Here is a 21,223-nt window from a genome sequence, read left to right as displayed (position 1 = left end):
GTCCCCCAAAACGAAAATGCCCCGCAGCCATCGCCGTCAGGCGAGGCATACGAGGCACGCTTGCCGTCCGGCTAACAAGGCCGGTATTTTGTCCTTAAACTATCCGGTGCTGCTCCGCAGTCAAGAGCAGGAGCCTGGTTTTCTGCCGCATCGGAAACGAATCGATAGCGGGGCGCTAGTCGATCCGTTCGCCGTTTTTGACGCGGTATGTTGGTTTGTACATCGTGACAAGCTCTTCTGCGGCTGTCGGATGCACAGCCATGGTGCGGTCGAAATCATCCTTGGTCAGGCCTGCCTTGATCGGAATGCCCAGAAGCTGGGCCATTTCTCCCGCATCGGGTCCGAGGATGTGCGCGCCAAGCACCTTGCGGCTTGCCGCATCCACCACCAGCTTCATCAGCATCTTCTCGTCGCGTCCCGAAAGGGTGTGGCGCATCGGCCGGAAGGAAGCGCGATAGATTTCAAGTTCCGCGAAACGCTTGGCGGCATCATCTTCCGAAAGGCCGACAGTGCCGATTTCCGGCTGCGAGAACACGGTAGTGGCAATGGTGTCGTGATCGGGCGAAGTCGGCTTGTTCTTGAACGCGGTCTCCACGAAACACATTGCCTCATGGATGGCCACCGGCGTCAGCTGGACGCGGTTGGTTACATCGCCCACGGCCCAGATGTTGTCGACATTGGTGCGGGAATACTGGTCAACGATGACGGCGCCTGCCGGCGACAGTTCCACGCCGGCGGACGCCAGGCCGAGACTTTCGGTGTTGGGCTGGCGCCCGATGGCAAGCATCATCTGATCGACGGTAAGTATGTCACCTCCTGTCACCCGGACGTCGAGCCGGCCATCCGGGCGACGCTTCACTTCTTCCGAAACCGTGCGGCAGAGGATGCGGATACCTTTCTTTTCCATGGTTTCGTGCAGAGCATGGCGCAGGTCCATATCGAAGCGGCTGAGGATTTCGGTGCCGCGATAGATCAGCGTCGTTTCCACGCCGAGGCCATGGAAGATGTTGGCGAATTCGACGGCGATGTAGCCACCGCCTTCGATGGCGATCGCCTTCGGCAGTTCAGCCAGGTGAAAAGCCTCGTTGGAGGTGATGCAATGTTCATGGCCCGGCAGCGCGGGGTGCGCAGCCGGGCGGCCGCCGGTGGCGATCAGGATCTGGTCGGCGGTGACCGTCCGATTTTCCGCCTCCAGGCGGATGGTGTGGCGATCGACGAGCGTGGCGCGGGTCTGAAAAGTCTCCCCGCCGGCGCCTTGCACGCCCTTTGCGTAAAGTCCCTCGAGTCGGGCGATCTCACGGTCCTTGTTGGCGATCAATGTCGGCCAGTCGAAACTTGCCTGCGGCACGGTCCAGCCATAGCCAGCGGCGTCCTCGAAATGCTCCGGAAACTGTGAGGCGTAGACGAAAAGCTTCTTCGGTACGCAGCCGCGGATCACGCAGGTGCCACCGAACCGATACTCCTCGGCGACGCCGACCCTCTTGCCGAGTGCTGCGGATACGCGTGCCGCGCGCACGCCGCCCGAGCCGCCGCCGATAACGAAAAGGTCGTAGTCGTAAGCGCTCATCGTGAAATCCTGTTCCTTTGTACAACGCAGGTGAGAGGTAGGCGTGTAATCGTCAAAAGAAAAGCCCGGCAATTGCCGGGCTTCTTGATCCAGTCGCGCTGAGATGCAGCGATCAGTTGGCGCTTCCGTCCGCAGGTGCCGCACCCTCGGCTGGAGCCGCTCCATCGGCAGGGGCTGCGCCTTCTGCCGGAGCGGCGCCGTCGGTCGGAGCAGGAGCCTTGGCGCCGGCGGCGGACTGCAGTGCTTCGCCGACCTGCTGGGCGAGGTCCCGAGCGACGCCGTTCTGCCAGATCTCGGCGGCCTTCACGAGTTCACGGGTCACGATCGGGCCGCTGTCGAGCAGTTTCTTGCCGGTCTCGGACTGGTAGAAGGTGGCGATGTTGGTGAGGTCCTGTTCGGAGAACACCTTGGCGTAGGCGGTCGCTGCTTCCTTCTCAAGGTCGGAGCGGCGCGAAGCCAGCGCAAGCGCCTTGGCATTGATCGTCTGGCTGATCAGCTCCTGCAGGTCGGGATTCTTCTGGATCAGCTGGGCTTCGAGTGCCGCGGCCGCCTGCGGGAGGATGTTGTCGAATGCGTCGGTCGCATGGATTGCCGAGACTGCCGCGCGGGCTGCCTTGAGGTGCGATTCGGAGATTTCCTGAGCGAAGGAAGGCGCGGCAAAGGCAACGACAGCAGCAGTCGCCAGCATCACGGAAAGACGACGGACGCGGTTATTCAACATCATGATCGGAAAACTCCCTTGTTTATCGGGGTGCGTGGACAGTTTCGATGCCATTGGCACCTGCAACCACCGCCGCGGACGCCAGCCCGATGAAAAGACCGTGCTCGACCACACCGGGAATGGCATGGAGGGCATTCGATAGCGCTCTTGTATTCGGAATGCGGCCAAAAGATGCATCGAGGATGAAATGACCGCCGTCTGTAACAAAAGGCTGGCCCGCCGTCATCCTCAATGTGATCGGCCCGGAAAGGCCGAGTTCGCGTGCCGCAGAGGCAACGGCGATCTCGGTCGCGCGCAGGCCGAACCGGTTGACCTCGATGGGCAATGGGAAACGGCCGAGCATATCTACGAGTTTCGAGCGGTCGGCGATCACGATCATGCGTTGCGAAGCCGCAGCCACGATCTTTTCGCGCAGCAGCGCACCTCCGCCACCTTTGACCAGTGTAAGCTCCGGATCGATTTCGTCGGCGCCATCGATGGTGAGGTCGAGTTCAGGGGTCTCCTCGAGAGTCGTCAGCGGCACGCCAAGCTCGGCACACAGTGCAGCCGTGCGCTCCGAGGTCGGCACGCCGACGACGGAGAGACCGGTGGCGACCTTTTCAGCGAGTAGCCGAACGAATTCCTCTGCCGTAGAACCGGTGCCGATGCCGAGCCTCATGCCATCCGTGACATGGGCGAGGGCTGCCCGCGCGGATTCGATCTTTAGTTGCCTGGCATCCATGGTTGGAATTCGCTTCCCCGCGCCTTCGTTGCGGGGCTCCTAGCATTTTTGTCCGCACGGTCAAAGGGTATGCGGATGAGCTGGCCAGCTTCTATGTCATTTGTGGCGGCGGACTGCCGGCGGTGAAGGCCACACCGTTGAGCAACCAGGACAGAAATGGCGGCCACAAGGTGGTTGCGAAGCGTGAGCGGAAAAAGCCGAGATGACCGATCGGGCCGCCAGCGTCCTCCGGCGAAATCCAGCGCCTTTCGATTGGCGCATGGTCATAGTGTTTCATCAGCGATACGACGGCGCGTTCGGTTCCCCATGGATCGTCACTCATGCGCAGAGACAGGATCGGTGTGCGCACCTCTGCGAAACGTGTTGTTTCCCTCAGTCCGGGATCGTCGAAGAAATAGTCCGGCATCGAGCACCAGCGTGCCCAGTCACGGAAAACCGTCGCAGGGATCGGTTCGCCAAGGCGCATCCATTTCGGCATGTTGCTAAAGAGATAGGAGAGCGGCACGCCAAGCAGGAACATGCGCGGTCCGGCCCATTTGTCGTCGAGGCCGCGGTGATAGCCTGACATGACCGCGATCATGCCGTAGCGGGTGAAGCGGTTCGAAATGCCGCTCAAACCCAGCGCCTGGCCGCCATAGGACTGCCCGACACCGACCATGGGATGTCCTGGCGCAACGGCATCGAGCGCCTTGGCCGCTGCCGGCATGTCACGCAGTCCCCAATCCGCCATGCCGATGCGTTTCGACCAACCTTTGGAGGGCATTGAATCGCCTGTGCCGCGATAGTCATAAATGAGCACGCCACGCGCGCCGGCCTTCACGGCTGCAGTCGCAAAGGCCGCATAGAAACCGCGTGGCACTGCGGTTGCCGAAGAGATCAGCACGAGCGGTTGCTGTCCGTCGCCTTCGAACAATGTGCCGGTGAGAGGAAAGCCATCATCCGCGTCAAAGCGGATATCGCGGCGATGTACTTCCTGAGCGGTTGCCTCTTTATCCCTTTGAAGGGAGGCGGGCCGGATAGACTGCGCCTGGGGAGATGTCATAGATCCTGCCTCCCATGATCGAAAGCAGAGTCTACCATTGACGTGAACGTCAAAGTCAAGGCGATGATCGGCTTTGGCTGCCACTGCGCGTCACGATGGTCGGTGCGAACTTTCAGATCGCGCCGATGTCCATTCATCGAGCCGGTATCGGCCTGGGTCACCCTCCAGGCCAATGAAGGCTGTGGAACAGCTACTTTTGCCTGAGCCGCATGCGTGTGATGCGCGCCCAGCCATCCTCCAGCCGCGGTGCCTTGGCGACCGGCCGCGCAGGCGGGTTGGCCAGGATGGTGGTGATCTCGCGCGGCAATGTCGGCACCAGCGGCTTCTTGGTGGCGATGCCATCGGCGATGCTGAGAACGCTGTTGTAGAATTCCTCGCCGCTCGCCGAGCGTGGCGGAATCGCTTCGTGCATCACGCTGATGACGATGACGTCGGGACAATTGTCCTTGATCACCTGATGGAATGCTACCTTGCCCTGAGGATCGAGCGCTGCGGTCGCTTCATCCAGGAACAGCAGGCCCGGCTGCTGCAGAAGAATCCTGGAAACGATCAGTTTCTGCTTCTGGCCACCGGAAAGAACCTGGTCCCAGCTGTGATTGTCGCGTGTCGTCTCGGACAGATATTCGATGAATTCACCGAGGCCGGCGCGGTGCAGGGCAGCAGCGGCCTTGGTGTCGGAATGATCGTCGGGTGAATCCGGCAGGCAAACCAGCTCCTTCAGTGATACCGGCGGCAGTTTCACTTCCTGCGCTGCGTAGAAGGTTTTCACCCCTTCCGGGAAAACGACGGTGCCGCGCCCGTAAGGCCACAATCCATTGATCGCCTTGATCAGCGAAGTCTTGCCGCTGCCGGATTCGCCCTTGAGGAAAGTCCATTCACCGCGCCGGAAGCGAAGCCGTTCCGTCGTCACGAACGGTTCGGCGTCGGCTCCCTTCTGCATCAGTTCGAGATGCTGGATGGTAAGGCCGAACACCGGGTTCTGATGCGTGTATTGGAAGTCCGAATGACCTGACTGACGATAGAAATCGGCGGGCTGCTGGACACTTTCGATGGCGTCCGCCAGTTCTATGACACGGCGGCTGTTGGCTCTGAGCGCTGCGATCGCCGGCATGACATGGATGAACCACGAGCACTGGCTGATCAGCGAATTGACCAGCTCTGCGCCGGTAATGTAGCCCTTGAGGTCGATCTTGTTGTGGATGAACGGGATCAGGCCAGGCCCGTAGGCGACAATGCGGGCGCCGATGAAGTTGTAGACCAGCTCAAAGGATGAATAGCCGGCATTGACGCGGTTCAGGCGGCCCCATGTCTTGTCGATATCTTCATAGAGGCGGCCGTGCATGGCCTTCTGGACTTCCTCGCCGCGCGCGGCTGCGACATGGAATGAGCGGCGCAATAACGTCGTCAATTCACCACGATAGCTGCCCTCGGCCTGTTGCATCCTGACCGATAGCCGCTCAAGCATGCCGCCGAGCTTCATGGCGATCCAGGTGTTGACCGGGACGTAGGTTGCGACTGCCGCCAGCGCCAGCATGGCGCTGCCATAGTCGCCGAGGAATTCCAGTCCCGCGACTTCGGTGGAGTCTGCGATCAGCTTCTGTCCGACAAAGAACAGGGAGGTGGCCACCGCCAGCACGCCCATGGCAAGCCCGATGGCGCCGCCGGTCATGTCCTTGATCGATTCCTGCACGCGCTGGTCGATGTTGTCGGGCGCTGGCCCGTCGCCCCCATTCTGGGCATGGAAATGCGTGTGGTTTGGATCGAGCAGTGCGTCATTGAAGCGGCCGTTCAACCAGCCGCGCCATTTGCGATGTAACGTTGCCGAAACCAATGTGCGGGTGCCGGTGATGCCGACATCCTTGATGATGACGAGCAAAACCAGCCAGCCGGCATTGCTCAGCAGCGAGGTGAGGGGCGTTGTGTTGGCAGCATCGTGGAAGAAGGCAATGGAGTTGACCAATTCGCCGGAAGCTATCGCGAACCAAACGCCTGTCTTGCTGGAAAGTGCCGTCAGCAGAGCGATGATGGCAGCCAGTGCCCATGCTTCTCGCCACCGGTCCGAGAACCAGTATGCCCGCATAAGGCCCCAGAAACCGCGCATCGAAGAAACCGGCGTCCGGGTTGGCGGTGTTGCCGTATCGTGGCGCCGCCGTTTCAGCATTGAATGGCTCGGTCTATCGACCCGAATCACTTCCCGCCCAAACCTCTCTAGTTTTGTTACACAGAGTAACACCAATTGATCATTTTCCGTTAACATTCTCACTAAATGGTTAGCAGCGGTCTGTGATTGGCTTCACCCACGTGGCTGATCCGCCACAGTGACGCTAGGGTAAGGTCTTGTCCGGAAAGCTGGTTTGGTGCCTTCCGCGCAAACGGCGTAAGCTTCCAGGGGCAAGCATAAGTCGTTCGCGTCCCTGCCAAATCCGGGCTAGAATAGGAAACCGGCTTCCTGTATGGAGCCGCATCTCCTTGTTGGGGAGCGAAGGGCTTGGGCGATGGTGCCGAAGCGTGGAAAGCGCGTTGGGTGCGACAAGATGACAAAGTGGTCCCCGAATTCCTGGAGAGCGAAGCCGATTCAGCAGGTTCCCGCCTATCCGGACCTCTCCGCGCTGAAGGAGACCGAGGCGCGTCTTGCCAGCTTCCCGCCGCTGGTTTTCGCTGGTGAGGCCCGCAAGCTGAAGAAGCAACTGGCGGCTGTGGCCAATGGCGAGGCTTTCCTGCTTCAGGGCGGTGACTGCGCCGAGAGCTTTGCGGAACATGGCGCGGACAACATCCGCGACTTCTTCCGCGTGTTCCTGCAGATGGCGGTTGTGCTTACCTTTGCAGGATCGCAACCGGTGGTGAAGATCGGCCGTGTCGCCGGTCAGTTCGCCAAGCCGCGTTCGTCCGACAATGAAACCAAGGGCGAGACCACTCTGCCGAGTTACCGCGGCGACATCATCAACGGCATCGAATTCGACGAAAAGTCGCGCATACCCGATCCAGCCCGCCAGGAGATGGCCTATCGCCAATCGGCCGCGACGCTCAACCTTCTGCGCGCCTTCGCCCAGGGCGGCTACGCCAGTTTGGAAAACGTGCACCGCTGGATGCTCGGTTTCGTCGCCGACAGCCCACAGGCCGAGAAATACGAGGCGCTCGCCAACCGCATCACCGAAACCATGGATTTCATGCGGGCGGTCGGTATTACCTCGGAAACCAATTTCGCGCTGCGCGAGACGGATTTCTATACCAGCCATGAAGCGCTGCTGCTCGGCTACGAAGAGGCGCTGACCCGTGTCGACTCGACCTCAGGCGACTGGTACGCCACGTCGGGTCACATGATCTGGATCGGCGATCGTACCCGCCAGCCGGATCACGCGCACATCGAATATTGCCGCGGCATCAAGAATCCGCTCGGCCTGAAGTGCGGTCCGTCGCTTACGCCGGATGGTCTGCTGGAACTGATCGACCTGCTGAATCCCGACAACGAGCCTGGCCGGCTTACGCTCATTGCGCGCTTCGGCGCTGATAAGGCCGCGGACCATCTGCCGAAGCTGGTGCGGGCGGTGAAGAACGCCGGCCGCAGCGTGGTGTGGTCGTGCGACCCGATGCACGGCAATACCGTGACCGCCGCCGGCTACAAGACCCGCCCGTTTGAACGCATTCTCAAGGAAGTGCAGACTTTCTTCGACGTGCACCAGGCGGAAGGCACGCATGCAGGCGGCATCCATATCGAGATGACGGGCAAGAACGTCACCGAATGCACCGGTGGCGCTCGTGCCATCACGGCGGAGGACCTGCAGGACCGCTATCACACCCATTGCGATCCGCGCCTCAATGCCGACCAGTCGATCGAACTGGCTTTCCTGGTGTCGGAATTGCTCAAGAAGAGCCATGTGCGCCAGCCGCATACGCAGGCGGCCGAGTAGAGCATTGGATGACAGGAAAAAAGGCGCCGGAACCGGCGCCTTTTTTGTTTCAAGCATTCAATCTGCCAATGTTTGGTTTTTGACGCCCAGGCGCGGTTTCATCGGACCGGAACGGGTGTTGCCATCCTCGCCGACCGGGGTTCCACCTGTGCCTGGAAACAGGATCTCGAGGGCCGCGGGCTCTCGCAGCCGCAGATAGGTTTGCTCGTCGGCTCGCCACAGGCCGATATCGCGCAGTTGCGCGTCGTTCATCCGGTTGAACGAACCCGCGCTGTCAAAGCGGCGCACACCGACGACACCGCGGCGTGAGACGCCCAGCCCAGCGATAAGTCTTCTCAGCAGCGCTTTCATCTTGGCCTCTGGATTCGGCAAAATCGTGCGAAAGCAAAGATGGTGGGTATCGACTGGCCTGACAAAGCGAAATATCGCAATCTGCCATAAAGAATGCTTATGTATGCGCATGAAGCTGCCGCCTATTGCCGCCATTCGGGCCTTCGAGGCCGCCGCCAGGTATCAGAGCTTCACGCGCGCCGCCGAAGAACTCGGCATGACACAGGCAGCCGTCAGCTATCAGATAAAGCTGTTGGAGGCCCGCATTGGCGTTCCGCTTTTTGTGCGCGAGCCAAGACAGGTGACTTTGACGGCGGCAGGTCGAAAGCTGTCACCAAAGGTTACCGAGGCGCTGGACCTGCTTGGCTCCGCCTTTGTCGAAGTCGCAAGGAAGCCCGATCTCCATCTGATCATATCGACGCTGCCGACTGTTGCCTCGACCTGGCTTGTTCCGCGTCTGCCGTCTTTTCAGGCCGCCAATCCCGAAGTTCGGATCAAGCTGCATACGTCGAACGACAGCATCGATTTTGTCAGAGAGGACATCGATGTGATGATCCGGGGCAGTGACAGCGTGCTGCCAGAGCACGAGGTCTTCTCGCTGTTTCCGATGGAGTATGCGCCCGTCTGCACGGCCGAATATCGCGAACGGCATGCCATCGCGCAACCCGCGGATCTTCTGAAGATCCGCAGGTTTGGAGCGCTTAGCTGGTGGGCACGCTGGCTCGCCGGCGCCGGCGTCGAGAATGCTGGCGACGACAGCCGCATGGATCTGGTGATCGGCGTTCAGAGCATCGACGTCGGATTGACCTTGCAGGGGCAGGGGGTGGCGATGGTGATGCCGATTTTCTTCGCTGACGAATTGAACAGCGGCCGGCTCATACGGCCTTTCCAGCATATCGGGCGCGACGATCGCAGCTACAGCCTGGTCTACCCAAAGTCGCGCCGGCAGTCGCGGAAGATCAGGCTTTTCCGCGAATGGGTCATCGCCGAAGCGGAGGCGACACGATCAGCCTTTGCCGCGATCCCAGTTTAATTCGGCAAGTCGCGGGTCGCCGGCAAACGCCGTGCGTCCGAAACCGATGCGGCGCGGCGGAAATTCACACAGGGCCTGCACGCCGGAGGCACTGAGGCGCACACGCCAAGTCTGCCACTCCATCGGTTGCGGGTTGCTGAAGATCGTACACGTCAGCAAAGCGAGGTTCCTGCCGTCCGGATCTCGTGCGGACTGGTAACGGATGGCTTTAAGACCTGCTTCGCGCGCGTTGTCCGCAAGAGTCTGACAGGCGACATAGTCGGTTGGATGTGTCCATGCGCCCTTATTGCTGTCCAGTGGCGGTCTGGTGAGGTCCAGTACCTTGTCGGTGCGGTACGCGGCTGAAAAGGCGGTGTACTCGGCGGCGTCCTGTGGCCATGGCGTATCGGGGGATTCCGCAAAGAACAGCAGCCGGTAGAACGACATTTCCGCGACTGCGGTGGCGATGGTTTCCGCCGCGTAGTAGACGCCGAGCGTCCGACCGGCACGGCGGAATCGCGAGCCGTAAGGATAGACGGAGCCATAGCGGAACGGGGTGGCGAGCAGATAGTGCAGATGCCGGCATTCATGCGGAATATGCGGCTTGGTGTCTTCTATCAGCTCTTCCAGGAGTGTCTGTTCATCCAGCGTATCGACGAGCTTCAGCGTGGAGACGTGATGCTGCGCCTCCACCATGCGCCAGCACTGTCCCCCGAGGCCGATTGCCTCAGACGAGAGCGCGGCGGGCGTCCAGATAGCCGATGACATCGACGAGTCCGGTAACAGTCAGGATTTTCTCCAGCGGCTTGCCGTCAAGCGCCGTGTTGGCGTTGCGCAGCCATGCGCGCGCCACGGTCTCGTCACCGCCGGTGATGGCGTCGAGCGAGCGAAACAGGCGTATGAACAAGACTGCCAGTTCGAATGGTTTGGAACCTCTGTCGAGCAGGAACTCGCTCCTGCGCATGCGCGAAACCGTGGCCTCGGACACGCCGATGATCATGGACAAGGCTCGCGCCGTCACGTCCAGCCGTTCCGCGGCCCGCAGCGTTGCCTTGGTGATGACAGCGCTTTCTTCCGCGCTAGGGGCTGGTGCGATCCTCGTCGACATGGCTCATCCTTTCTGCTGCAAATATAGGGCAGAAAAGTTCATTGTGAAAGGTTTTAAAGAAAATTAGAACAAAACAAGAACTTAGGGCGGCGAAGCTTGATGTGTTGCTTCAGCCTTGTTCCGGCCTTCGTTGGGGATCTAGTCTTTCTTGTAGATCAGCCAGTTCTTGCTGGCGCGTCCGCCCATGACCGAATGGCGTGTGACGCGATTGCGGCCCTCGACCTTGGAGCGGTAGAGGGCCCGGTCGGCCTTGGAATAGAGATCTTCCGGTCCGATAGCCTCGGAAGCCATGCAGATGCCCATCGATATCGTCACCGTACCGTAGCTGGCGCCACTCTGGCTGCTGACGAAGGGAGTTTGCTCGATCAGGATGCGGATACGTTCGGCGATGTCGAAAGTGGCTTCCTCGCTGGCGCCTTCGATGATGAGGGCGAATTCCTCGCCACCTGTGCGGGCAACGAAGATGCCGCTGGAGACGCTGGTCTGGAAGACGTCGGCGATGTCCTTGAGGATCTTGTCGCCCACCGGGTGGCCGTAGCGGTCGTTGATTTCCTTGAAACGGTCGATGTCCGCCAGGATCAGGGCGTTGAACAGGATGCCCTTGTTGCTGTTGTAGATACGCGCGATCTCGGCATCGAAAGCACGGCGGTTCCAAACCTGAGTCAGGGGATCGGTGTCGGCGAGGCGCTTGTATTCCTCGAGCTTGGACTTGACGCTTTCAAGCTCGGCCGTCTTGTCGCCCAACGTGCTTGCTACCTGCTTGCCATGATCGATGGTCGAGGCGGTTGCCGTCGAAACCGCGCCAACGATCTTTTCCAGGAGTTCCTTGGAAATCACGCTGCGGTTGGCAAGTCCATCGGAAGTTTCGTCGAGTATCTTGCCGTATTTCTCGATATGGCTGCGCTCGTTGCGCAGCAGCGAGGCAATATCTTCCAGCTCGCGTGCCAGAACATCACGCACGTGGTCGACGATGCCGTGCTTGTGGTTTTGAGCGAAGAACCTGCGCCCGATCCGGTCCAGATCATCCTGGCTTGGCCGCTTGCTGAGGTCGAGCACGGCAAGGCTGAGCTCCGGATTTGTCCCGGCCAGCGCTTCATAGAAAATCTCGTAATTGCGAGGCATCGCAATGACGCCGAGTTGCCGCATCGTGGCCACGACTGTGGTCGCAATATCGGAACTCCGCTCGGGCGTGACGGCTGCCGGCTGCATTTGGACCCAATTCCCCCATCGGAACCGACGCGAGACAGAGGTCTCTAAGCTGCCGGTTGCAGAACTCATTTCGAAGTCGAATCCACACGAAAGACGTTCCGCCAACGACTTTCGCTTGCAAGACCTTAGATGTGCTAGCGCTAAAGTTTTCTTAACCTGCCGATTTTCCGGCGCATTTTTCTACTTGAGGCTGTGCTTGTTATGCAAGAGCAGGCAAAGATATTTTTGTCGGCTTTCATTCGAGGCGTAGAAGAACTGGATTCGGCAATCTTGGTTGCGGATGACTGGAGGATATCGGATAAGCACGCCAATCCATCGAAAAGGCGCAATAGACAGGCCGATCGTCGGAAAGGGACAGACTTCATGAAGCGGCTGATCGACGCCTTCCATAATTCCGTTCGTGCGTTCCGCCGCCTCGCGCAAAGCGAAGCGGCTTTCCAGCAGGAGTTGATGCTGCTTGTACTGGCCATTCCGCTTGGCTGGTTCGTGGCGACAAGCTGGAGCGGCTATGCGCTGCTGATCGGTGCGGTTCTGGTCCTTATCATGGTGGAAGTCCTGAACACCGGCATCGAGGCAACCTGCGATGCCATCAGCCGCGAGTTCAATATCGATATCCAGCTCGCAAAGGATTGCGGCTCGCTGGCAGTGCTGATTTCCATTGTTCTTGCTGCCGGTATCTGGCTGTTCGCCATTGTCGAGCGCCTTTACGGCGCGCCGATCTGATTTGGCTAGCCAGCCCGGCGCTCGCGGGCTTTTTCACGGCGCAGCAGATGTCGGGCAATGGCGATTGCGGCCGTCATGACGATAACGCCGATCGCGAATGCAACCAGCAGGCGTTCGTGATGGAGCAGGGCGCGGCCGACGATTTGTTCCGCACCGAGACCGAAGAGATAGCCGAAGCCGCAGAATAACGTCGCCCAGACTGCTGCGGAGATCGCGTTCAGAACCAGGAACCGCGCTGTCGCGATTCCGGAAAGACCGGCAACCACACCGCCCAGGATGCGCATGCCGTAGATATAGCGGTTGGACAGCACGTAGATGTTCGGGTGGTCGGTAACGAGCTGCCGGGCGCGGTCGAAGCCGGGCTTGCGGCTGATACGCCGCACAAGTCCGGTTTGGGCAAAGCTTCTCCCTAGCACAAAGAAGGCGGTGTCCCCGGCAAACGCGCCGGCAAACACGGTCAGCAGGGTCTGCCAGAGCGCGAAGACATGCTGATGAGCAAAGAAGCCACCGAGTATGGCAATGGTTTCACCTTCTGCCAGGCAGCCGAGGAAAACGGCCATCAATCCATAGTGTTCGACGAACTGATGGAGGGTTTCCGTCATTTGCGTGAACGCGTCGGGCGGACGGGCACCGACAGCTTTTGTTCGAGTTGCAGCATCTGATCGGCAAGGTGCTTGATGTCCTCGCGCATCGCCATGATCTGGCTGTGCCGCAACTCGTCCAGCTTTTCGTGCAGCGCCATGATTTCGATTTCGGCCTTGAGATTGACCTCATAATCGTGCGCTGCGGCGATGCGGTCGCGTTCAGCCTGCCGGTTCTGCGACATCATGATGACCGGTGCCTGGATTGCAGCCAGCATCGACAGCACCAGATTGAGGAAGATGTAGGGGTAGGGATCGAACGCTCCGCTGACCAGAACGACACTGTTGAGCAGTGCCCAGGCAATCAGGAACACCATGAAAGAGATGATGAAGGCCCACGAGCCGCCGATCCTGGCCACCGCATCGGCAATGTGTGCGCCGGTCGTGGCGCGCTGTTGATCGGCCTCCCCGGAATAGAAGGACACCGTTTTGCGGTCGATAGCGCTCTGCAGCACGCGACGTTCGCTGTCGGTCAGTGCATCGGCGTTGCGCGACAGCCAGCGGCTGGCCAGTTCCGCCATGGTCCTGCGTTGCATCTGCTCCTCCTTGCCGACGCTTGCACGTGCCGGCGATCTATAGAAGATGGTGCGAACATTTCATCGCGGCCCAAGCCGCAATCCGGGAAGGGCGACATGCTCGATTTTCAGCAGATTCGCGCCCGCGCCGCAAAGCGCAAGGGTGGCGATGCGGTTCTCGTATCGCTGCTGGGGGCAACACCCGACAATGCCGCGCTTGCGAAGGTACCCGACGATCGTGTGCTCTCGACGATGGCTGAGCGCGTTTTTGCTGCCGGTTTCGTCTGGAGCGTTATCGAACAGAAATGGCCGGGTTTCGAGGAAGCCTTTCTCGGCTTCGAGCCGAAACGATTGCTCTTCCAGCCCGATGATTTCTGGCACGATCTGGCGTCCGACAAGCGCATTGTGCGCAATCCGCAGAAAATCCGCTCCGTGCGGGACAACGCTGTCTTCGTCGAGCGAGTTTCCAAGGAACACGGTTCCTTCGGCAAGTTCCTGGCCGCATGGCCGGCGGCTGACCAGGTCGGGCTGACCGGCTATTTGTCCAAGCACGGCAGCCGGCTCGGCGGCAACACCGGCCAATACCTGTTGCGCTGGCTGGAGTGGGACAGCTTCATTATATCGAGAGACATGTCGGCTGCGCTGCGCGATGCCGGACTCGACATCGCCGAAAACCCCACCTCCAAGCGCGACCTCGATAAGATCCAGGCGCAGATCAACGTCTGGGTGGCTGAAACCGGCTTGCCGCGCAAACACATCTCGCGCGTCTTGTCGATGTCGATCGGCGAGAACCACGCGCCGGAGGCCATACGCGAATATACCGGGGAATGAGCATTATGCTCATATTGAGCATTGGCATAAGCGGTCACCGGCCTTGTCCGTTGCAGGCGCAAGGTTGCCACGCTAAACCCTAGCCATGACCAAGACCGCTCCCGATACGCTTCGCATCGCCGTTGCCCAGTTGAACCCTACCGTCGGTGACATAGCCGGCAATCTCGCCAAGGCGCGCGAGGCGAGGGCGGATGCAGCCCGTCAGGGTGCAGACCTTGTCCTGTTCACGGAACTCTTCATTTCCGGCTATCCGCCGGAGGACTTGGTGCTGAAGCCGGCCTTTCTGCAAGCCTGTCTCAAGGCGATTGAAGGGTTGGCGCGCGATACCGCAGATGGTGGACCTGGCATCATCATCGGATTTCCGCGGCAAGGCGAAAAAGGCAAGCACAATTCGGTGGCCGTACTCGACGGCGGCAAGATCCTTTCCACGCGCGACAAGGTTGACCTGCCAAACTATGGCGAGTTCGACGAGAAGCGTGTCTTCTCGGAGGGATCGATTTCCGGTCCGACGAATTTCCGCGGAGTTAGGATCGGTATCCCGATCTGCGAAGAGATATGGAATGATCTCGGCGTCTGCGAAACGCTGGCCGAGAGCGGAGCGGAGCTGCTCCTGGTGCCGAACGGTTCGCCTTATTACCGTGGCAAGCTCGACGTGCGCCATCAGGTGGCGCTGCGCCAGATCATTGAGAGCGGTCTTCCGCTTCTGTTCGCCAACCAGATTGGCGGGCAGGATGAACTCGTCTTCGACGGCGCGAGTTTTGCCTTCAATGCGGACAAGACGCTCGCTTTCCAGATGAGCCAGTTCGAAGAGACGCTTGCCGTTACCGAATGGAAGCGCACCGCCGACGGTTGGGTGTGTGCCGAAGGGCCGATGTCGAAAATCCCGGAAAAGGAGGAGGCCGACTATCGCGCCTGCATGCTGGGGCTGCGCGACTACGTTAACAAGAACGGCTTCAAGAATGTGGTTCTGGGCCTTTCCGGCGGCATCGATTCCGCGATCTGCGCTGCCCTTGCCGTCGATGCCCTGGGCGAGGAGAGGCTGCGCGCGGTGATGATGCCATACCGCTACACCTCCAAGGATTCCCTGAAGGACGCCGAGGACTGCGCGCGTGCGCTCGGCTGTCGCTATGACATCGTGCCGATTTTCGAGCCGGTCGAGGGATTTTCTCATGCGTTGACGCAACTCTTCGAAGGCACCAAGGAAGGCATCACCGAAGAGAATTTGCAGAGCCGTGCCCGCGGCACGATACTGATGGCGATCTCCAACAAGTTCGGCTCGATGGTCGTCACCACCGGCAACAAGTCTGAGATGTCGGTCGGCTATGCCACGCTCTACGGCGACATGAATGGTGGCTTCAATCCGATCAAGGACCTCTACAAGATGCAGGTCTACGCGCTTTCGCGCTGGCGTAACACGCATGTGCCGCCGGGTGCGTTAGGCCCTTCAGGGGAGGTCATTCCGAAGAACATCATCGACAAGGCGCCGTCTGCCGAATTGCGCCCGAACCAGACCGACCAGGATTCGCTGCCGCCCTATCCGGTTCTCGACGACATCCTGGAATGCCTTGTCGAGAATGAGATGGGGGTCGACGATATCGTAAAGCGCGGTCATGATCGCGCCACCGTCGAGCGCATCGAGCATCTTCTTTACATTGCCGAATACAAGCGCCGGCAGGCTGCTCCAGGCGTGAAGATCACCAAGAAGAATTTTGGCCGCGATCGCCGCTATCCGATCACCAATCGTTTTCGCGATCGGGCCTGAGCGTGCCGGAGGTCGAGATTTCCTTCGATCCCGGGCGCATCGATTTCTCGGCGACATCAAGGGTCATCAAGGAGAGTTACTGGGGTGCGCAACGCAGTGACGCCATCCACCGCCGGGCTTTCGACAACTCGCTCTGTGTCGCTGCCTTCATGGATGGCGAACAGGTGGGATTTGCCCGCGTGATCACCGACTATGCCTGTTTTGCCTATCTGTGCGACGTCATTGTGTGGCCGGATCGCCGCGGTGCCGGCATTGGCAGGAAGTTGATCCGCGCGTTGCTCGATCATCCGGATCTTGCAACCGTGGGAGGCTGGAGCCTGCGAACCGCCGATGCGCATTCGCTCTATGCCGGCTTCGGTTTCCAGGTTTCCACCGATGGCAAGACGATGCATTTCAGGCGCGGCTGATTGCCGCCGCCCGTGATCCGAGTGTTGCAGCATAGCCTCACCGGTTGTGCCAAGGCAGTTTTGTGACAGCCGCGGGGTTGGCGTGGCAAAATGCCTCTCCTATAAGTCCCCATCCGCGATTCCCTGATCGGGAGGATACGAATGATGGCATTTGAAAAATCCATACGAGGTAACGAGGCTTAGGTCTTCGAGGCTGTTCCTGAGGGAACACGCCGTCGCAGAATAGGCTTTGGAATTCCTCGAGCGCCGCCCCGCAAGGGGTTGGTCGAATCCATTTTCGCATCCGCATATACGACGGCGCTGAGCCCTCAACGCGGTGTTTTCTTTACACTTTTTTGGGATCAGGCACGATTGTGCCTGCAAACGTCATGACTCGTTTCAAGATCGATTTGCGCGCTGGCGCATTCGGCAGCGTTCTCGGCTTCACTCTGGTTCACTGGCGGCGCCAGCCGTTCAGGGTGCTGTTCATCATGCTGATGATTTTGCTTTCGACGATGGCCGACGTGCTGACACCACTCTATTCCGGCCGTCTGGTCGATGCCGTGGCCTCGGGTGCCGCATCAAATGAAGAGGCTTGGAATGCCGCGGTCACTGCATTCGCTGCATTGATCGGACTGGCATTGTCCTCGGTCATTTTCCGCAATTTTGGTTTCTACGGCATCGTGGAACTGACGCTGAAGATGATGTCGGACATCTGCGCCGACGCTTTCCATCGTGTCCAGCGCTTCTCGACCGACTGGCATGCCAATTCTTTTGCCGGCTCAACAGTGCGTAAAGTTACCCGTGGCATGTGGGCACTCGACCTGTTGAACGACACGATCCTTGTCGCGTTGTTCCCGTCCGTCGTCATGCTCGTGGGCTCGACGGTGCTACTTGGCTGGTATTGGCCGATGATGGGCCTGGTCGTCGCGATCGGCTCGCTCGTTTTCATCGCTGTCACGGCAATCCTGTCGCTCGCCTATGTCGCGCCCGCAGCAAGGCTCGCCAACGCGTGGGACACGCGACTTGGCGGCGCGCTTGCAGATGCGGTCAGCTGCAATGCGGTGGTGAAAGGCTTTGGCGCGGAGGCACGCGAGGAGCAGCGACTGGCCGAGGTTGTCACCAAGTGGCATCATCGCACGGGACGCACCTGGAACCGGGGCACGGTCAACGGCACCACGCAGGGCGTGATGCTGCTGGTCCTGCGGGCGGCGGTGATTGGTGTCGTTCTGCTGCTCTGGCTGCGCGGACAGGCGACCGCTGGCGATGTCGCCTTTGTGCTGACATCCTTCTTCGTGCTGCAGGGATATCTGCGCGACATCGGCATGCATATTCGCAACCTTCAGCGCTCGATCAACGATATGGAGGAACTGGTCGACTTTCAGGCGCAGCCGCTCGGCATCGAGGATGTGCCGGGAGCCGAGCAGGCCCGTATCACCGACGGTGGCATCGTGTTCGACCACGTCACCTTCCACTACGGCAACCATCGTGAGCCGCTCTACCGCGACTTCTCGGTGGCGATCGAGCCCGGCGAGCGCGTTGGCCTCGTCGGCCATTCAGGGTCGGGCAAGACGACCTTCGTCAAGCTGATCCAGAGGCTCTACGACATCAGCGGTGGCCGCATCCTGATCGACGGCGAGGATATCTCGCAGGTCACGCAATCGTCGCTGCGCCAGCAGATCGCCATCGTGCAGCAGGAACCGATCCTGTTCCACCGCTCGCTTGCCGAAAACATCGCCTATGCCAGGCCCGATGCCACCCAGTCGGAGATCGAGGAAGCGGCGCGCCTTGCCAGTGCGCACGACTTCATCACCCGGCTCCCCAAGGGCTACGGCACGCTGGTCGGCGAGCGCGGCGTGAAGCTCTCGGGTGGTGAGCGCCAGCGTGTGGCGATCGCCCGCGCTTTTCTGGCGAATGCACCGATCCTGATCCTCGACGAGGCGACGTCAAGTCTCGACTCGGAATCGGAGGTGCTGATCCAGCAGGCAATGGAAAGGCTGATGGTCGGGCGCACCACGCTGGTCATCGCACACCGGCTGTCCACGGTGAGGGCGCTAGACCGGTTGTTGGTCTTCGATCGGGGCAAGATCGTCGAAGAAGGCTCGCATGACGAGCTTATCCGCCTGAGCGGCGGCATCTACCGCCGGCTGTTCGAGCGGCAGGCGCTGGAATTGACCAAAGGGCTGGTCTGATCCGGCAATCCTCTGAAAACAAAGCGGGCCGCTTCGAAGGAGGCGGCCCGCAGCTTTTTTCGCTTGATCGGAATTCACCATATTTCCGACCGATCGAGGTTTTAAGGCGCGCCTTGCCAAGGTCCAACTCATCCGCTACGCCCCGTTCATGACAGTTACCGTCCGTTTTGCTCCGTCTCCCACCGGCCGCATCCATATCGGCAACGCGCGTACCGCGCTTTTCAACTGGCTGTTTGCGCAAAAGCACAAGGGCCGCTTCGTTCAGCGTTTCGATGACACCGACACGGTGCGCTCGAAACAGGAATATGCCGACTCCATCCTCTATGATCTGCATTGGCTGGGCATCTTCCCGGATGCTACCGACTATCAGTCGCGGCGCGTGCACATCTACGATGCCGCCGTCGAGCGCCTGAAACAGGCCGGGGTGCTCTATCCCTGCTTTGAGACGCCCGAGGAACTGGATCTGCGGCGCAAGATCCGGCGCACACGCGGCTTGCCGCCCGTCTATGGACGGGAGGCACTGACCCTGACCGCCAAGCAGCTCGCCGACCTCGAGGCTGACGGACGTCGTCCGCACTGGCGTTTCCTGTTGCCAAACTTCAAGAGCGATCCCCAGGAACCGGAACGCACCGATATTCATTGGAACGACCTCGTTCGCGGCGAGGAGACCGTCGATCTGGCCTCCGTGTCGGATCCGGTTCTGGTTCGTGAGGATGGCACCTATCTCTACACGCTGCCGTCTGTGGTCGACGACATCGAGATGGGCATCAGCCATGTCATCCGTGGTGATGACCATGTCACCAACACCGGCGTTCAGATTGCCTTGTTCAAGGCGCTGGGAGGGGAGGTGCCGGTCTTTGGCCACCACAATCTCCTGACCACGACAACCGGTGAGGGGCTTTCGAAGCGCACTGGTTCGCTCTCGATCGAAGGGCTGCGTTCGGACGGTATCGAGCCGATGGCGGTCGCTTCCCTCGCCGTCTTGATCGGCACCTCGGAAAATGTCCAGCCAATGCAGAATATGAGCGAACTGGCAGCGCATTTCGACCCCGCCGCGACCTCGAAATCCGCCGCCAAGTTCGACCCGGAAGAGCTGGTTGTGCTGAACCGTGGCCTGATGCACACGCTGTCCTTTGCAGACGCGCGTGACCGCCTGGCGGTACTTGGCATATCCGGCGACGACGCAGAGCAGTTCTGGGGCATCGTCCGCGGCAATCTCGACCGGTTGAGCGACGCGGTCTCCTGGTGGCGTATCGTTCAGGAGGGGCCGCTCGATAGACCTGAATTCGAGCCCGAGGAACTGCAGTTCGTGCGCGAAGCGTTCGATCTCCTGCCGGAAGAGCCCTGGACGGCAACGGTCTGGAAGGACTGGACCGCTCGGGTCAAGGATGCGAGCGGCCGCAAGGGCAAGGCGTTGTTCCTGCCGCTCAGGCTGGCGCTTACCGGACTTGTTTCGGGGCCGGAGCTTGCAGATCTATTGCCGCTTCTGGGTCGGGAAGGAACGTTGGCCCGACGACCCTGATCTTGCGCTGTTCCGGCGGCAATGCAGAGACGGGAGAGACCTCTGGTTTCTTCACCATCTGGCGCATGATCTCTATGTCGAATCCACCTGCCGCATTGGCTTGCGTCTCGGGATCGTCGGCGAGATCTGGCTTGTCCGTCGGCGTCGGCAGGAAGCCGGAACCAGCATCGGTTCCGGGCTGTGCAAGCGGCGGGTTGCCGCCGATGATCTTGAAATTCTGCGCTGCGTTGCAGCCGCAACCTTGCGGCAGTGGCTGGTCGGGACTCTTGTAGAGAAAAGCTGACGGAAGTTCGGAATAGGGGCGCCCGGTTCTCGATGACGTCATCGCTGCGGGATCGCCCGTCATGCCGCGCGAATAAAAAACCTGCATTTCCGTGCCGGGGCAGCCGGCGTTGCAACGGTTCTGGTCGCGCTGGAAGTCACTGACGGCGGCAGCATTCGACATCGGGAAGAAGTAGCCGTCGCAGGTGCGCACGCACATCGTGCGGAATTCGCCGGATGGCGACGGGACGAAAGCTGCACCGAGCGCTGCTTCCTTCGCTCCGGATTCCACCTCGCCATCTGGCTCGTCTGCCTGAACTTGCTTTTGCTGCGTCGGTTTGTCGTCGCAGTCATTGGTTTCCAGCGCCGCCAGCAGGCGGCTTCGATCGCGACGCGGCGAGGCATTTCCCATTTGCGCCCGCTTGCGCTGAAGTTTGTCGAGGTTGGCGTTCATCCGGTCGATGGCCGTGTTGAGTGCCGCACACTGACTGACGCTGCCGCCGAACAATGAAAAACCACACCCGGCGTCGCGCGCCTGAGTGCGTGCCTTGGCCAGTTCGTTGTTCTGGCGGGCGATGGCGCCGTCATAGCGACGCTGCTGGCCCGCACCACCGCCTTTTTGCAGGGAAGCGAGCTCTGCTCTCAGCTGACGGCAGATGCGAGAGGCGGCCTCGGCACGGGGCAGGGAACAAAAGACCAGCGCGATGACGCAAACCAGCGTCCATGCAAGCGCCTGCCTTCGATTCACCCCGGTCATCATTGCCCGCCTGTG

At 60.4% G+C, this 21,223-nt stretch carries 20 protein-coding genes; 8 read left to right on the top strand and 12 right to left on the bottom strand.

The window, feature by feature from the left end:
- Nucleotides 1-175: 175 nt before the first annotated feature.
- The 5 genes from gor to ACFWYE_RS23675 all read right to left on the bottom strand — a co-directional run bounded on the left by gor (nt 176) and on the right by ACFWYE_RS23675 (nt 6,152).
- Nucleotides 176-1,567 carry a glutathione-disulfide reductase gene (gene gor / locus ACFWYE_RS23695; protein WP_379114719.1) on the bottom strand — a complete coding sequence of 464 codons (1,392 nt, stop codon included), beginning with the start codon at nt 1,565-1,567 and terminating at the stop codon, nt 176-178.
- Nucleotides 1,568-1,679: 112 nt separating this feature from the next.
- Nucleotides 1,680-2,291, bottom strand: coding sequence for a DUF2059 domain-containing protein (locus ACFWYE_RS23690; protein WP_379114718.1), 612 nt, complete (start codon nt 2,289-2,291; stop codon nt 1,680-1,682).
- Nucleotides 2,292-2,310: 19 nt separating this feature from the next.
- Entirely contained in the window at nt 2,311-3,009 is a 699-nt protein-coding gene (gene rpiA, locus ACFWYE_RS23685) for a ribose-5-phosphate isomerase RpiA (protein WP_379114717.1), read from the bottom strand.
- Between the two features lie 91 nt (nt 3,010-3,100).
- The gene (locus tag ACFWYE_RS23680; RefSeq protein ID WP_379114716.1) at nt 3,101-4,051 is read right to left on the bottom strand and encodes an alpha/beta fold hydrolase; all 951 of its coding nucleotides are present in this window, start codon (nt 4,049-4,051) and stop codon (nt 3,101-3,103) included.
- 190 nt (nt 4,052-4,241) lie between these two features.
- The gene (locus tag ACFWYE_RS23675; RefSeq protein WP_379114769.1) at nt 4,242-6,152 is read right to left on the bottom strand and encodes an ABC transporter ATP-binding protein/permease; all 1,911 of its coding nucleotides are present in this window, start codon (nt 6,150-6,152) and stop codon (nt 4,242-4,244) included.
- A gap of 433 nt (nt 6,153-6,585) precedes the next feature.
- Here ACFWYE_RS23675 and ACFWYE_RS23670 point away from each other — a divergent pair, with 433 nt between their 5' ends.
- Nucleotides 6,586-7,959: a class II 3-deoxy-7-phosphoheptulonate synthase gene (locus ACFWYE_RS23670; RefSeq protein WP_379071497.1), complete on the top strand. Its 1,374-nt coding sequence runs from the start codon at nt 6,586-6,588 to the stop codon at nt 7,957-7,959.
- Nucleotides 7,960-8,016: 57 nt separating this feature from the next.
- On the opposite strand, the gene ACFWYE_RS23665 is transcribed toward ACFWYE_RS23670, so the two are convergent.
- The gene (locus ACFWYE_RS23665) at nt 8,017-8,421 is read right to left on the bottom strand and encodes a hypothetical protein (RefSeq protein WP_379114715.1); all 405 of its coding nucleotides are present in this window, start codon (nt 8,419-8,421) and stop codon (nt 8,017-8,019) included.
- Here ACFWYE_RS23665 and ACFWYE_RS23660 point away from each other — a divergent pair.
- Nucleotides 8,420-9,322 carry a LysR substrate-binding domain-containing protein gene (locus tag ACFWYE_RS23660; RefSeq protein WP_379114714.1) on the top strand — a complete coding sequence of 301 codons (903 nt, stop codon included), beginning with the start codon at nt 8,420-8,422 and terminating at the stop codon, nt 9,320-9,322. The two genes, ACFWYE_RS23665 and ACFWYE_RS23660, sit on opposite strands and share 2 nt — an antisense overlap.
- Here the strand turns inward: ACFWYE_RS23660 and ACFWYE_RS23655 are convergent.
- The 3 genes from ACFWYE_RS23655 to ACFWYE_RS23645 all read right to left on the bottom strand — a co-directional run bounded on the left by ACFWYE_RS23655 (nt 9,296) and on the right by ACFWYE_RS23645 (nt 11,618).
- On the bottom strand, nt 9,296-10,069 hold the full coding sequence (locus tag ACFWYE_RS23655) for an RES family NAD+ phosphorylase (protein ID WP_379114713.1): 774 nt from the start codon (nt 10,067-10,069) through the stop codon (nt 9,296-9,298). The genes ACFWYE_RS23660 and ACFWYE_RS23655 overlap by 27 nt on opposite strands.
- On the bottom strand, nt 10,029-10,409 hold the full coding sequence (locus tag ACFWYE_RS23650) for an antitoxin Xre/MbcA/ParS toxin-binding domain-containing protein (RefSeq protein WP_379071485.1): 381 nt from the start codon (nt 10,407-10,409) through the stop codon (nt 10,029-10,031). Before ACFWYE_RS23650 ends, ACFWYE_RS23655 begins: the two co-directional genes overlap by 41 nt.
- A 138-nt stretch (nt 10,410-10,547) precedes the next feature.
- On the bottom strand, nt 10,548-11,618 hold the full coding sequence (locus ACFWYE_RS23645; RefSeq protein ID WP_379071482.1) for a diguanylate cyclase domain-containing protein: 1,071 nt from the start codon (nt 11,616-11,618) through the stop codon (nt 10,548-10,550).
- Nucleotides 11,619-11,981: 363 nt separating this feature from the next.
- Between ACFWYE_RS23645 and ACFWYE_RS23640 the strand changes: the two genes are divergently transcribed.
- Nucleotides 11,982-12,341, top strand: a complete 360-nt coding sequence (locus ACFWYE_RS23640) for a diacylglycerol kinase (RefSeq protein ID WP_129415426.1) — start codon at nt 11,982-11,984, stop codon at nt 12,339-12,341.
- Nucleotides 12,342-12,346: 5 nt separating this feature from the next.
- Here ACFWYE_RS23640 and ACFWYE_RS23635 read toward each other — a convergent pair whose 3' ends face one another.
- Both ACFWYE_RS23635 and ACFWYE_RS23630 read right to left on the bottom strand, forming a co-directional pair.
- Nucleotides 12,347-12,901, bottom strand: coding sequence for a DedA family protein (locus ACFWYE_RS23635; RefSeq protein ID WP_379114712.1), 555 nt, complete (start codon nt 12,899-12,901; stop codon nt 12,347-12,349).
- Between the two features lie 38 nt (nt 12,902-12,939).
- Nucleotides 12,940-13,518, bottom strand: a complete 579-nt coding sequence (locus tag ACFWYE_RS23630) for a DUF1003 domain-containing protein (RefSeq protein WP_379071476.1) — start codon at nt 13,516-13,518, stop codon at nt 12,940-12,942.
- Between the two features lie 96 nt (nt 13,519-13,614).
- On the opposite strand from ACFWYE_RS23630, the gene ACFWYE_RS23625 reads away from it, so the two are divergent.
- The 5 genes from ACFWYE_RS23625 (at nt 13,615) to gltX (ending at nt 20,190) form a co-directional block, all read left to right on the top strand.
- Nucleotides 13,615-14,328 (top strand): DNA-3-methyladenine glycosylase I, encoded by a 714-nt coding sequence (locus ACFWYE_RS23625; protein WP_379071473.1) that lies wholly within the window; start codon nt 13,615-13,617, stop codon nt 14,326-14,328.
- An 85-nt stretch (nt 14,329-14,413) separates the two neighbouring features.
- Nucleotides 14,414-16,090, top strand: a complete 1,677-nt coding sequence (locus tag ACFWYE_RS23620; RefSeq protein WP_379071470.1) for an NAD+ synthase — start codon at nt 14,414-14,416, stop codon at nt 16,088-16,090.
- A 2-nt stretch (nt 16,091-16,092) separates the two neighbouring features.
- Nucleotides 16,093-16,497, top strand: coding sequence for a GNAT family N-acetyltransferase (locus ACFWYE_RS23615; protein WP_379071467.1), 405 nt, complete (start codon nt 16,093-16,095; stop codon nt 16,495-16,497).
- A 368-nt stretch (nt 16,498-16,865) separates the two neighbouring features.
- Nucleotides 16,866-18,668: an ABC transporter ATP-binding protein gene (locus tag ACFWYE_RS23610; protein WP_379071464.1), complete on the top strand. Its 1,803-nt coding sequence runs from the start codon at nt 16,866-16,868 to the stop codon at nt 18,666-18,668.
- Between the two features lie 148 nt (nt 18,669-18,816).
- Nucleotides 18,817-20,190: a glutamate--tRNA ligase gene (gene gltX / locus ACFWYE_RS23605; RefSeq protein WP_379071461.1), complete on the top strand. Its 1,374-nt coding sequence runs from the start codon at nt 18,817-18,819 to the stop codon at nt 20,188-20,190.
- Here gltX and ACFWYE_RS23600 read toward each other — a convergent pair.
- A complete protein-coding gene (locus ACFWYE_RS23600) occupies nt 20,108-21,208 on the bottom strand; it encodes a DUF2865 domain-containing protein (protein WP_379114711.1) in 1,101 nt (366 codons plus the stop codon). The genes gltX and ACFWYE_RS23600 overlap by 83 nt on opposite strands.
- Nucleotides 21,209-21,223 lie beyond the last annotated feature (15 nt).

Source organism: Mesorhizobium sp. NPDC059025, from assembly GCF_042739655.1.
Taxonomy (GTDB): Bacteria; Pseudomonadota; Alphaproteobacteria; order Rhizobiales; family Rhizobiaceae; genus Mesorhizobium.
The sequence above is the reverse complement of the archived record's forward strand: the minus strand, read 5'-3'. Positions and strand labels throughout refer to the sequence as shown.